Genomic DNA, 12,390 nt, shown 5'->3' on the forward strand with positions numbered 1-12,390 from the left:
GAGGCCAGGGGGCCGAACACGTGCACTATACACCCAGTGTATAGTGCCGGCATGGCTCAATTGACCGACACGACGCCGACGCCGCAGCGCGCGCCCAGGAAGATGCACGGAACGGGCGGGAGGTTGCGCCGCCGGGCCCTCGTCCTGGCCGCGGCGGGCCTGACGCTGGCGCTGTCCGGCTGCGCCCAGGTCGACACGACCGCCCCGAGCACCGCCCGCACCGAGGCGGCGCACGGCGCGCCCGCGAAGTTCGGGACCGCCGACTGCCGCAAGGCCAAGTGCATCGCGCTCACCTTCGACGCGGGGCCGAGCGAGAACTCGGCGCGGCTGCTCGACATCCTGAAGGAGAAGAAGGTCCCGGCCACCTTCTTCCTGCTCGGCAAGCGGCACATCGAGAAGTACCCGGAGCTGGTCAAGCGGATGGCGGCGGAGGGCCACGAGGTCGCGAGCCACACCTGGGACCACAAGATCCTCACCCGCATATCGGACCGGCAGATACGCGAGGAGCTGAACCGGCCCAACGAGGCGATCGAACGGCTCACCGGGCACAAGCCGACCCTGATGCGCCCGCCGCAGGGCCGTACCGACGCGAACGTGCACGAGATCTGCAAGGAGCTGGGCCTGGCGGAGGTGCTGTGGAGCGTGACCGCCAAGGACTACACGACCGACGACTCCGCGCTCATCACCCAGCGCGTCCTCGACCAGTCCTCCCGGGACGGGATCATCCTGCTGCACGACATCTACCCCGGCACCGTGCCGGCCGTGCCCGGCATCATCGACGCGCTGAAGGCCCGCGGCTACGTCTTCGTGACGGTCCCGCAGCTCCTGGCCCCCGGCAAGGCCGAGCCCGGCAAGGTGTACCGGCCGTAGGGCCTCCCGCCTGGATCATGCCGGGCGCGCGCGTCGCCGCCCGGCGTGCCACGCCCGGCGGCCCGCCGTGCCTACGATCGGTCGCGTGCCCCTCTTCTCCCTCGCGCGCACGGCGCCCCTCCCGCCCGGCGAGGCCTGGCGCCGGCTCACCGAGTGGCCGCGCCACGCCGACGCCGTCCCGCTGACCCGGATCAGGGTGCTCACGCCCGCGCCGACCCGCGAGGGCACGCGTTTCGTGGCCCGGTCCCGGCTCGGCCCGGTCACCGTGGACGACGTCATGGAGGTGACGGTGTGGCGCCCGCCGGCCGGCGGCGAGGGCGGCCTGTGCCGGCTGGAGAAGCGGGGCCGGGTGGTCCTGGGCTGGGCGGAGATCGAGGTCGGCCCGGCGCCCGGGGACCACAGCCGGGTGGTGTGGCGGGAGGACCTGCGCATCCGCTTCCTGCCGCGGTACTTCGACGGCGCGGTGCGGTGGACGGCCCGCCGGCTTTTCGCCCGTGCGGCCGACCGCCTGCTGGCCGGGGCGTGAGGACGGCGCTGGCCCACGCGGCGCGGGCGCGGGGCCCGCGGGCGTCCGCTCAGGCCACGGACCCGATCCGGCCCGCCCGAGCGGACGGCCGGCTGCCCGCCAGGGCGTGAAGGCCGCACCAGTCCACGCGACGCGGGCGCGGCGCCCGCGGTCGTCCGCTCAGGCCACCGACCCGATCCGGCCCGCCGGGCGGCTGCCGGCCAGGGCGTGAGAACCACACGAGCCCACGCGCGGCGGGCGCGGCGCCCGCAGGCGGCCGGCTCTCCCGGCGCCCGCTCAGGCCACCGACCCGATCCGGCCCATCGGCCGGGTGGCCGGCTGCCGGCCAGGGCGTGACGGCCGCACCAGCCCACGCGGTGCGCGCGGGGCCCGCAGGCGGCCGGCTCTCCCGGCGCCCGCTCAGCCCACGGACCCGATCCGGCCCGCCAGCCGGCCGCCGGCCAGGACGCAACGCGGGCGCGGGGCCCGCAGACGGCCGCTCGGACCACGGAACCGATCCGGCCCGCCAACCGGCCGCCGGCCGCTGGCCGCTGGCCAGGGCGTGAGAGCCGCACCAGTCCACGCGGCGGGCGCGGGGCCCGCGGGCGGCCGGTTCTCCCGGCGCCCGCCCAGGCCACGGACCCGATCCGGCCCATCGGCCGGCTGCCGGCCAGGGCGCTAAAGCCGCACGAGCCCACGCGGCGCGGGGCGGGGCCCGCAGACGCCCGGTTGCCCCGGCATCCGCTCAGGCCACGGAACCGATCCGGCCCGCCAACCGGCCGCCGGCCAGGACGTGAGGGCCGCACGAGTCCACGCGGCGCGGGCGCGGGGCCCGCAGACGGCCGTTCGGACCACGGAACCGATCCGGCCCGCCGGGCGGGTGGCCGGCCGCTGGCCAGGGCATGAAAGCCGCACCAGTCCACACGGTGCGGGCGCTGTGCCCGCGGGCGGCCGTTCAGGCCACCGAGCCGATCCGGCCCGTCGGGTGGGTGGTTGTGTCGTGGTGGATGGGGGTGTGGGCGCCGGTCAGGGAGACACCGCTGCCGCCGCGCCGGGCGGCGACGATCTCCGCCGCGATGGACAGCGCCGTCTCCTCGGGCGTGCGGGCGCCGAGGTCCAGCCCGATCGGGGAGCGCAGCCGGGCCAGCTCCAGTTCGGTGACGCCGACGGCGCGCAGCCGCTCGTTGCGGTCCAGGTGGGTGCGGCGGGAGCCCATGGCGCCGACGTAGGCGACCGGCAGCCGCAGCGCCAGCTCCAGCAGCGGTACGTCGAACTTGGCGTCGTGGGTGAGGACGCACAGGACGGTACGGGCGTCGGTCCGGGTGCGCCCCAGGTACTCGTGCGGCCACTCCACGACGATCTCGTCGGCCTCCGGGAAGCGGGCGCGGGTGGCGAACACCGGGCGGGCGTCGCACACCGTGACGTGGTAGCCGAGGAACTTGCCGGCCCGCACCAGCGCCGACGCGAAGTCGATCGCGCCGAAGACGATCATCCGGGGCGGCGGGACGGAGGACTCGACCAGGACGGTGAGCGGGGCGCCGCAGCGCGAGCCCTGTTCGCCGATCTCCAGGGCGGTGGTGCGGCCCGCGTCCAGGAGGGCGCCGGCCTCGGCGGCGACCGTGCGGTCCAGCTCGGGGTGGCCGCCGAACCCGCCGTCGTACGACCCGTCGGGCCGGACGAGGAGGGCCCGGCCCCGCAGCTGGGCCGGGCCCTCGGCGATCCGCGCGACCGCCGCCGCCTCCCCCCGGGCGGCGGCGGCCAGCGCGGTCGCCAGCACCGGCCGGGCGGGATCGTCCGCCCGGACCGGCGTGACCAGGACGTCGATGACGCCGCCGCAGGTCAGGCCGACGGCGAAGGCGTCCTCGTCGCTGTAGCCGAAGCGTTCGAGGACGCTCTCGCCGTCCTCGAGCGCCTGCCGGCACAGCTCGTACACGGCGCCCTCCACGCAGCCGCCGGAGACCGAGCCGACGGCCGTGCCGTCGGTGTCCACCGCGAGCGCGGCGCCCGGCAGGCGCGGGGCGCTGCCCCCGACGGCCACCACGGTGGCGACGGCGAAGTCACGGCCCTGCCCGACCCACCGGTTCAGTTCCTCGGCGATGTCCAGCATCTGTCGGTCTCCTCACAAGAGTGCGGGGCGGGGTGCGTCCGGGCGGGCTAGCGGACGCCCAGCCAGCCCTCGATGGGGTGAAGGGCGAAGTACACGAGGAACACGATCGTCAAACCCCACATGAAGGCGCCGATCTCGCGGGCCCTGCCCTGGGCGGTCTTGATGGCGACGTAGGAGATGACGCCCGCGGCGACACCGGTGGTGATCGTGTACGTGAACGGCATCAGCACGACGGTCAGGAAGACCGGGACGGCGGTCGCGCGGTCGGCCCAGTCCACGTGCCGGGCGTTCATCAGCATCATGGCGCCGATGACGACCAGGGCGGCGGACGCGACCTCCTGCGGGACGATCGCGGTGACCGGCGTGAAGAACAGGCAGGCCGCGAAGAACAGGCCGGTGACGACCGAGGCGAGCCCGGTGCGGGCGCCCTCGCCGACACCGGTGGCCGACTCGATGAACACGGTCTGGCCGGAGCCGCCCGCCACTCCGCCGATCGCGCCGCCGGCGCCGTCGATGAACAGCGCCTTGGACAGGCCCGGCATGCGGCCCTTGTCGTCGGCGAGGTCGGCCTCGGTGCCGACGCCGATGATGGTGGCCATCGCGTCGAAGAAGCCCGCCAGCACCAGCGTGAAGACGATCATGCCGACGGTCATCGCGCCGACCTCGCCCCAGCCGCCGAACTCGACGTCGCCGAAGAGCGAGAAGTCGGGCATGGACACCGCGCCGCCGTGCAGCTCGGGCGCGCCGGCGGCCCACTGCCGGGCGTCGACGACCCCGGCCGCGTTCAGCACCGCGGCGACGACCGTGCCGCTGACGATGCCGATGAGGATGGCGCCGGGGATGTTCCGGGCCTGGAGCATGAAGACGAGCAGCAGGGTGCCGGCGAAGAGCAGGACCGGCCAGCCGGTCAGCTCGCCGGCGGGGCCGAGGCTGACCGGGCCGCCCTTGCCCTGGTGGACGAAGCCGGACTTGTAGAAACCGATGAACGCGATGAACAGGCCGATGCCCATCGTGATGCCGTGCTTGAGCGCCAGCGGGATCGCGTTCATGATCATTTCACGCAGCCCGGTGACGACGAGCAGCATGATCACCACGCCGTACATCACGCACATGCCCATGGCCTGCGGCCAGGTCATCTCGGGGGCGACCTGGGTGGACAGGACACCGGAGACGGACAGGCCGGCGGCGAGGGCCAGCGGCACCTTGCCGACGAAGCCCATCAGCAGCGTGGTGAGGGCCGCCGCGAACGCCGTCGCGGTGATCAGCGCCTTCTGGCCGAGCGTGTCCCCCGCCGCGTCCTTGCCGGACAGGATCAGCGGGTTGAGCAGGAGGATGTAGGCCATCGCCATGAAGGTGGTGATGCCGCCGCGCACCTCACGCGCGACCGTGGATCCTCTTCTGGATATGTGGAAGTACCGGTCGAGCCAGGACCGCCCCGCGGGGACGCGGCTGCCTTCGCCTGCGTCCTCGGCCGCGGTCCTGGGCTCCACTGACTGCTGGGTCATGGGCCAACTCCCAAGGTTCATAGGGACACCCGTGCCACCGCCGGCGGCGGTGCGCGGGATTTGGGATGGACGGCCCGGGGGACGGCCCGAGACGAACAGTGGGGCCGGGAGGAGGGACGTCCTCCCGGAAGAGCACCGGTTGGGTCTCCGGCGGGTTACGCGGTGCCCGTCAGGTGCTCGGGCCGCACCGGTGTGCGGTTCAGCTCCAGTCCGGTCGCGTTCCGGATCGCCGCGAGGACGGCCGGGGTGGACGACAGGGTCGGGGCCTCGCCGATGCCGCGCAGGCCGTACGGCGCGTGGTCGTCGGCGAGTTCGAGCACATCGACCGGGATGGTCGGCGTGTCGAGGATGGTGGGGATCAGGTAGTCCGTGAAGGAGGGGTTCCTGACCTTCGCCGTCTTCGGGTCGACGACGATCTCCTCCATGACGGCCACGCCCAGGCCCTGAGTGGTGCCGCCCTGGATCTGGCCGACGACCGAGAGCGGGTTGAGCGCCTTGCCGACGTCCTGGGCGCAGGCCAGCTCGATCACCTTGACCAGGCCGAGTTCGGTGTCGACCTCGACCACGGCGCGGTGCGCGGCGAAGGAGTACTGGACGTGTCCGTTGCCCTGGCCGGTGCGCAGGTCGAAGGGCTCGGTCGGCCGGTGCCGCCACTCCGCCTCGACCTCCACGGCCTCGCCCTCCAGCACGTCGGCCAGGTCGCCGAGGACCTCGCCGCCGTCGGTGACGACCTTGCCGCCCTCCAGCAGGAGTTCGGCCGTGGCCCAGGCCGGGTGGTAGGAGCCGAACTTGCGCCGGCCGATCTCCAGCACCTTCTCGCGCACCAGCTCGCAGGCGTTCTTCACGGCGCCGCCGGTGACGTACGTCTGCCGGGAGGCCGAGGTCGAACCGGCGCTGCCCACCTGGGTGTCGGCCGGGTGGATGGTCACCTGGGTGACGCCGAGCTCGGTGCGTGCGATCTGCGCGTGGACCGTGACGCCGCCCTGGCCGACCTCCGCCATCGCGGTGTGCACGGTGGCGACGGGCTGGCCGCCCACCACCTCCATGCGGACCCTGGCGGTGGAGTAGTCGTCGAAGCCCTCGGAGAAGCCGACGTTCTTGATGCCGACCGCGTAGCCGACGCCGCGTACGACGCCCTCGCCGTGCGTGGTGTTGGACAGCCCGCCGGGCAGCTGCCGTACGTCGGCGCCCTCGCTGGACTCCCACTGGCGCTCCGGCGGCAGCGGCATCGCCTTGACGCGGCGCAGCAGTTCGGCGACCGGTGCCGGGGAGTCGACCGGCTGCCCGGTCGGCATGAGGGTGCCCTGCTCCATCGCGTTGCGCTGCCGGAACTCCACCGGGTCAAGCCCGAGCCGCTTCGCCAGCTTGTCCATCTGCGCCTCGTAGGCGAAGCACGCCTGGACCGCGCCGAAGCCGCGCATGGCGCCGCAGGGCGGGTTGTTGGTGTAGAGGGCGACGGCCTCGATGTCCACGTCCTCCACGACGTACGGTCCGACGCTGAGCGAGGCGGCGTTGCCGACGACCGCCGGGGAGGCGGAGGCGTAGGCGCCGCCGTCCAGCACGATCCGGCACTTGACGTGGGTGAGCTTGCCGTCCTTGGTGGCGCCGTGCTCGTAGTACAGCTTGGCCGGGTGGCGGTGGACGTGCCCGAAGAAGGACTCGAACCGGTTGTAGACGATCTTCACCGGCTTGCCGGTGCGCAGCGCGAGCAGGCAGGCGTGGATCTGCATCGACAGGTCCTCGCGTCCGCCGAAGGCGCCGCCGACGCCGGCCAGCGTCATGCGCACCTTCTCCTCGGGCAGGCCGAGGACGGGCGCCATCTGGCGCAGGTCGGAGTGGAGCCACTGGGTGGCGATGTAGAGGTGGACGCCGCCGTCCTCCTCGGGCACGGCGAGGCCGGACTCGGGGCCGAGGAACGCCTGGTCCTGCATGCCGAAGGTGTACTCGCCCGTGACGACGACGTCGGCGCGCTCGCGGGCCTTCGCCGCGTCGCCGCGGACGATCGGCTGGCGGTGCACGATGTTCGGGTGCGGGACGTGCCCGCTGTGGTGGTCGTCGCGGTGGTCGTGGACGAGGAGGGCGTCCGGCGCGAGGGCCGACTTCTCGTCCGTGATCACCGGCAGTTCGCGGTACTCGACCTTGATCTTGGCGGCGGCGCGGCGGGCCGTCTCCGGGTGGTCGGCGGCGACCAGCGCGACCGGCTCGCCGTGGTGGCGCACCTTGCCGTGGGCGAGGACCGGGGTGTCCTGGATCTCCAGGCCGTAGTTCCGCACCTCGGTGGGCAGGTCGTCGTAGGTCAGGACGGCGTACACGCCCGGCGTGGCCAGGGCCTCGGAGGTGTCGATGGAGACGATCTCGGCGTGTGCGACGGTGGAGCGCAGGATCTGGCCCCACAGCATGTCCTCGTGCCACATGTCGGAGGAGTACGCGAACTCGCCGGTGACCTTCAGGGTGCCGTCCGGGCGGAGCGTGGACTCGCCGATGCCGCCCTTGGTGTTGGAGCCCTGGGTGATGGTGGTGGGTGCGCCGTTGGCCGGCATGCTCAGACCCCCTCGGACTGGCGGGCGGCCGCCAGACGGACCGCGTCCATGATCTTCTCGTAGCCGGTGCAGCGGCACAGGTTGCCCGACAGCGCCTCGCGGATGTCGGCGTCGGTCGGGTTCGGGTTGCGCTCCAGGAGTTCGTCGGAGGCGACGAGCAGGCCCGGGGTGCAGAAGCCGCACTGGACGGCGCCGGCGTCGATGAACGCCTGCTGCACGGGGCTGAGTCCGGCGCCCTCGCCGGTCTGCGAGCCGGCGCCCTTGGCCTGCCAGGACGCGGCCTCGTCGAGCGAGGTGCCGCGCGGGTCCGTGCCGCAGGCGCGCTGCCGGGCGAAGTCGGCGAGGCCCTCGACGGTCACCACCTCGCGGCCCTCGGCCTGGCCGGCCGCGACCAGACAGGAGCAGACCGGCACGCCGTCGAGCCGTACGGTGCAGGAGCCGCACTCGCCCTGCTCGCAGGCGTTCTTGGAGCCCGGCAGGCCGAGCCGCTCGCGCAGCACGTACAGCAGGGACTCGCCCTCCCAGACGTCGTCGGCCTCCTGCGGGCGCCCGTTGACGGTGAAGTTGACGCGCATTACGCGGCGCCTCCCTTGCGATAGGCGGTGCCCCGGGTGCCGCGGTACGACTCCCAGGTCCAGGTGAGCGTCCGGCGGGCCATCACGCCGACGGCGTGCCGGCGGTAGCTCGCGGTGCCCCGGACGTCGTCGATCGGGTTGCAGGCGGCCGCGCACAGGTCCGCGAACCGCTTGGCGACCGACGGGGTGATGATCTTGCCGTTGTCCCAGAAGCCGCCCTCCTCCAGGGCCGCGTTCAGGAACTCCTCGGCGGTCTTGGCCCGCACCGGGGTGGGGGCGGCCGAGCCGATGCCGGTGCGCACGGTCCGGGTGTCGGGGTGCAGGGCGAGGCCGAACGCGCACACGGCGATGACCATGGCGTTGCGGGTGCCGACCTTCGAGTACTGCTGCGGGCCGTCGGCCTTCGCGATGTGCACGGCGCGGATCAGCTCGTCGGGCTGGAGCGCGTTGCGCTTGACGCCGGTGTAGAACGCGTCGATCGGGATGCGGCGGGTGCCGCGGGCCGCGGACTCCACCTCGACCTCCGCGCCGGCGGCGAGAAGGGCGGGGTGGGCGTCGCCGGCGGGCGAGGCCGTGCCGAGGTTGCCGCCGACGCCGCCGCGGTTGCGGATCTGCGGGGAGGCGACCGTGTGCGAGGCGAGCGCGAGGCCCGGCAGCTCGGCACGGAGATTCTCCATGATCGCGGTGTACGGGACGGAGGCGCCCAGCCGTACGCTCTCCTCGCCGGCCTCCCACTCGTAGAGATCGCCGACGCGGTTCAGGTCGAGCAGGTACTCGGGCCGGCGGTGGTCGAAGTTGATCTCGACCATCACATCGGTGCCGCCCGCAATCGGCACAGCGGTGGGGTGCTCGGCCTTCGCGGCGAGCGCCTCCTCCCAGCTGGCGGGGCGAAGGAAGTCCATGACCGGCTCTCTTCTTCGTCTCGTGAGTCGTACGGATTGAGCCAATCCGTGTGCGGCGGGCCCGGCTCGTTCCTGTGCTGTTAACGCGGAGTGGACTCAGTACACCGCCGTGTACTCCGGCGGGGTCAGTCACCGAAACCATGAAGGAGTTGGCTGGCCAACAGAGGCATCTTGTAGATTCGTATGAACGGAGGCCATCGGCAACCTCTCCGATTTCCCGGGGAAACGCGGGAAACAGCGCGGAGACCCGTGGGACAGGTCCCCGGGCGTCCGGTTCGGACGGCCCGGCGCGGCCCCGGCCGGGGCCCCCGGGATTCATCGTAGGTTTCGAGACAAAGAACGGCGGCGGACGAGATGCGGCTGCGCGCACTGCTGGACACCGATGCGCTGGGGCTGCGGCTGCTCGGCGGCGAGGACGAGCTGGACCGCGCGGTACGCGGGGTCATGACCACCGACCTGCGCGACCCGAGCCGCTACCTCTCCGGTGGGGAGCTGGTGCTCACGGGTCTGGCCTGGCGCCGGGACGCCGCCGACTCCGAGCCCTTCGTACGGACCCTGGTGCAGGCCGGCGTGGCGGCCCTGGCGGCCGGCGAGGCGGAGCTGGGCGCCGTCCCGGACGACCTGGTGCTGGCCTGCGCCAGGCACCGGCTGCCGCTGTTCGCGGTGCACGAGTCGGTGGCGTTCGCGACGATCACCGAGCACGTGGTGCGGCAGGTCTCCGGGGAGCGCGCCGGGGACCTGGCCGCGGTGGTGGACCGGCACCGCCGGATGATGACCTCGGGCCCGGCGGGCGGCGGCCCGGACGTGGTCCTCGACCTGCTCGGCTCCGACCTGGACCTGCGCGCCTGGGTGCTCTCGCCCACCGGCCGGCTGATCGCCGGCTCCAAGGTGGCGGGCCCGGCGCTGCCCGCCGAGAGCTGCTCCCGGCTCGCCGCCGAGCACCTGGCGGCCACCCGCACCGGCCGGCGCGGCCCGCACCGGGTCCAGCTCGGCGCCGGCACCTACTCGCTGTTCCCGATCCGCTCCTCCGGCCGCTCCCCGCAGGCCGCCCGCCAGGTCCGCGACGTCCGCGAGACGGTGCTTTCGGACTGGCTGCTGGCCGTCGAGGCGGACGCCGGCGACTGGCCCGGCGAGCGCCTGGACCTGCTCCAGGGCGTCACCCAGCTCATCGCCGTCGAGCGGGACCGCCGGGACGCGGCCCGCACGGTCCGGCGCCGGCTGGCCCAGGAGGTGCTGGAGCTGGTGCAGACCGGCGCCGCGCCCGCCGAGATCGCCGCCCGGCTGCGGGTGGCGGCGCCGGTGCTGCTGCCCGGGCTCGGCGCGGCCCCGCACTGGCAGGTCGTGGTGGCCCGCGTGGAGTGGGAGGGCGGACAGGTCGAGGGCGGGCCGGTCGCCCAGTCCCTGCTGGAGGAGGTGCTGGTCGATCCGCTGGCGACCGGCCCGGAGCCCTCGGACCGCATCGCCGTGGCCCACACCGGCGACGAGGCGATCGCCCTGGTGCCCCTGCCCGCGGTCGCCGCCGAGCACGACGGCTCCGAGACCGGGCTGCTCGCCGACGCGCTGCTGCGGTCGGTGCGCGAGCCGCTGACGGCGGGCCTGGACGACGACGGCCGGCTCACCCTCGGCGTCAGCGCGGCGGTGCACTCGGCGGAGGGCCTGCGCGGCGCCCTGGAGGAGGCCCGGCACGCCCGCCGGGTCGCCGCCGCCCGCACCGGCCGGGTCTGCGCGGCCGGCCACCAGGAGCTGGCCAGCCACGTCCTGCTGCTGCCCTTCGTCCCGGACGACGTGCGCCGCGCCTTCACCGCGCGGCTGCTGGACCCGCTGAAGGACTACGACCGCCGGCACCGGGCCGAGCTGATCCCGACCCTGGAGGCGTTCCTCGACTGCGACGGCTCCTGGACCCGCTGCGCCACCCGGCTCCACCTGCACGTCAACACGCTGCGCTACCGGGTGGGCCGGATCGAGCAGTTGACGGGACGGGACCTGTCCCGGCTGGAGGACAAGCTGGACTTCTTCCTGGCCCTGCGCATGAGCTGAGGTCAGCGGGGGCGCGCGCCGGCCAAACCCGGTCACGCCCGCGCCCCACGACTTTGTGAAATCTTTCACCCACCCTCTTGGCCGGGCCCGTGGATTGGTGCTGGAATGCCGCCACCACTCAACAGCTCGATGGCGCGCATGGGGAGGGCAACATGGCGCATACCGCCATGTCTGGTGCCGGAACGACCGATGACGATCCTGTCCAGACCGCGGTATGGCGGTTGCGCAGCCGGGCCTGCTGGGCCGACGCCGCGGCCCTGCTGCCGGCCGACCGCGCCGCCCCGGCCTTGCAGCGGGCCGCGCTGCTGGCCGAGCGGTGTCTGTACACCGAGCGGGGCTGGGAGGAGGCGGAGGACGCGCTGCGGACGGCGGAGGCGCTGGCGCACGGCGACGAGGAGCGGGGGGCCGCCGCCTGCGAGCGGGGCTATCTGGCGTACGCCGCCACGCTGCTCGGGGTGCGCGACCGGGCCGACGAGGCGCGGGCCGCGCTGGGCCGGGCGGCGGCGCTGGTGCCGCCGGGGGCCGCGGCGCGGGCGCTGCTGGACTTCCGGCGCGGGCTGGTGGCGCAGAACCTGGCGGGCGCCCCGCAGGCGGCCCGCGCCGCGTACCGCCGCGCGCACGCGGGCGCGACGGCGCACGGCGACCAGCTCCTGCTGTCCTTCACCTGGCGCCATCTGGCCGGGCTCGCCCTGCGGGAAGGGGAGGTGGCCGAGGCGCGGCGCGGCTTCGCCGAATCGCTGCGGATCCGGGAGGAGCTGGGCTATCTGGTGGGTACGGCGCCGGCGCTGGCGTCGCTGGCCGACACGGCGGAGGAGCCGGAGGCGTCCCGGCTGCGGGAGGAGGCCCGCCGGCTGTTCCGCCTCCTCGGCGGGGTCCCCACCTGGCTGACCCACCAGTTGGCTCCGCCGGCTCCGGGGGCGGCTACGGCGTAGGGGACACCTCCCGTGCCGGGACGCGCCGCGGGGACGGGGCAGGGGCGGGGTGCGTCGGGGGTGTTGCCGGGTGCGGGAGCGTCGTGGCTCGGCGCGCAGTTCCCCGCGCCCCTCCGGGCGCGCTTCCCGCGCCGGGGGCGGCTGCGGGACGCGCCGGGGGGGCGGGGCAGGGGCCGGGTGCTTCGGAGGTGTTGCCGGGTGCGGGAGCGTCGTGGCCGGGCGCGCCGTCCCCCGCGCCCCTCCGGGGGCGCTCCCCCCGCCGGGGGCGGGACGAGGACCGGGTGCTTCGGAGGTGGCGCCGGATGCGGGAGCGTCGTGGCTGGGCGCGCCGTTCCCCGCGCCCCTCCGGGGGCGCTCCCCCCGCCGGGGGCGGGACGAGGACCGGGTGCTTCGGAGGTGGCGCCGGATGCGGGAGCG

General features: G+C 74.5%; 9 protein-coding genes. 4 read left to right on the forward strand and 5 right to left on the reverse strand.

Annotated features, from left to right (window positions below; translation table 11 throughout):
• The first annotated feature begins 102 nt into the window (after positions 1-102).
• Together ACH4OA_RS12755 and ACH4OA_RS12760 are read left to right on the forward strand one after the other, a co-directional pair.
• Positions 103-870, forward strand: coding sequence for a polysaccharide deacetylase family protein (locus tag ACH4OA_RS12755; RefSeq protein ID WP_365883153.1), 768 nt, complete (start codon positions 103-105; stop codon positions 868-870).
• A gap of 85 nt (positions 871-955) precedes the next feature.
• Entirely contained in the window at positions 956-1,396 is a 441-nt protein-coding gene (locus ACH4OA_RS12760; protein WP_397943754.1) for an SRPBCC family protein, read from the forward strand.
• Between the two features lie 934 nt (positions 1,397-2,330).
• On the opposite strand, the gene ACH4OA_RS12765 is transcribed toward ACH4OA_RS12760, so the two are convergent.
• The 5 genes from ACH4OA_RS12765 to ACH4OA_RS12785 all read right to left on the reverse strand — a co-directional run bounded on the left by ACH4OA_RS12765 (position 2,331) and on the right by ACH4OA_RS12785 (position 9,004).
• A complete protein-coding gene (locus tag ACH4OA_RS12765; protein WP_397968931.1) occupies positions 2,331-3,482 on the reverse strand; it encodes an XdhC family protein in 1,152 nt (383 codons plus the stop codon).
• A gap of 47 nt (positions 3,483-3,529) precedes the next feature.
• Positions 3,530-4,987, reverse strand: coding sequence for an NCS2 family permease (locus ACH4OA_RS12770; RefSeq protein ID WP_365883636.1), 1,458 nt, complete (start codon positions 4,985-4,987; stop codon positions 3,530-3,532).
• 155 nt (positions 4,988-5,142) lie between these two features.
• Positions 5,143-7,527, reverse strand: coding sequence for a xanthine dehydrogenase family protein molybdopterin-binding subunit (locus ACH4OA_RS12775; protein WP_397968933.1), 2,385 nt, complete (start codon positions 7,525-7,527; stop codon positions 5,143-5,145).
• A 2-nt stretch (positions 7,528-7,529) separates the two neighbouring features.
• Positions 7,530-8,102, reverse strand: coding sequence for a (2Fe-2S)-binding protein (locus ACH4OA_RS12780; protein WP_365941527.1), 573 nt, complete (start codon positions 8,100-8,102; stop codon positions 7,530-7,532).
• The gene (locus ACH4OA_RS12785; RefSeq protein ID WP_365883519.1) at positions 8,102-9,004 is read right to left on the reverse strand and encodes a xanthine dehydrogenase family protein subunit M; all 903 of its coding nucleotides are present in this window, start codon (positions 9,002-9,004) and stop codon (positions 8,102-8,104) included. The genes ACH4OA_RS12780 and ACH4OA_RS12785 overlap by 1 nt, the downstream gene beginning before the upstream one ends.
• A gap of 354 nt (positions 9,005-9,358) precedes the next feature.
• Between ACH4OA_RS12785 and ACH4OA_RS12790 the strand changes: the two genes are divergently transcribed.
• Both ACH4OA_RS12790 and ACH4OA_RS12795 read left to right on the forward strand, forming a co-directional pair.
• On the forward strand, positions 9,359-11,041 hold the full coding sequence (locus ACH4OA_RS12790; protein WP_397943749.1) for a PucR family transcriptional regulator: 1,683 nt from the start codon (positions 9,359-9,361) through the stop codon (positions 11,039-11,041).
• 152 nt (positions 11,042-11,193) lie between these two features.
• Positions 11,194-11,973: a hypothetical protein gene (locus ACH4OA_RS12795; RefSeq protein WP_365883521.1), complete on the forward strand. Its 780-nt coding sequence runs from the start codon at positions 11,194-11,196 to the stop codon at positions 11,971-11,973.
• The last annotated feature ends 417 nt before the right edge of the window (positions 11,974-12,390 follow it).

This window comes from Streptomyces sp. NPDC017095 (assembly GCF_044332325.1).
Taxonomy (GTDB): Bacteria; Actinomycetota; Actinomycetes; order Streptomycetales; family Streptomycetaceae; genus Streptomyces.

Coding starts and splice junctions, on each gene's coding strand:
- ACH4OA_RS12755 (WP_365883153.1), top strand. CDS start 103: ATGCACGGAACGGGCGGGAGGTTGCGCCGCCGGGCCCTCGTCCTGGCC.
- ACH4OA_RS12765 (WP_397968931.1), bottom strand. CDS start 3,482: ATGCTGGACATCGCCGAGGAACTGAACCGGTGGGTCGGGCAGGGCCGT.
- ACH4OA_RS12770 (WP_365883636.1), bottom strand. CDS start 4,987: ATGACCCAGCAGTCAGTGGAGCCCAGGACCGCGGCCGAGGACGCAGGC.
- ACH4OA_RS12775 (WP_397968933.1), bottom strand. CDS start 7,527: ATGCCGGCCAACGGCGCACCCACCACCATCACCCAGGGCTCCAACACC.
- ACH4OA_RS12780 (WP_365941527.1), bottom strand. CDS start 8,102: ATGCGCGTCAACTTCACCGTCAACGGGCGCCCGCAGGAGGCCGACGAC.
- ACH4OA_RS12785 (WP_365883519.1), bottom strand. CDS start 9,004: ATGGACTTCCTTCGCCCCGCCAGCTGGGAGGAGGCGCTCGCCGCGAAG.
- ACH4OA_RS12790 (WP_397943749.1), top strand. CDS start 9,359: ATGCGGCTGCGCGCACTGCTGGACACCGATGCGCTGGGGCTGCGGCTG.
- ACH4OA_RS12795 (WP_365883521.1), top strand. CDS start 11,194: ATGGCGCATACCGCCATGTCTGGTGCCGGAACGACCGATGACGATCCT.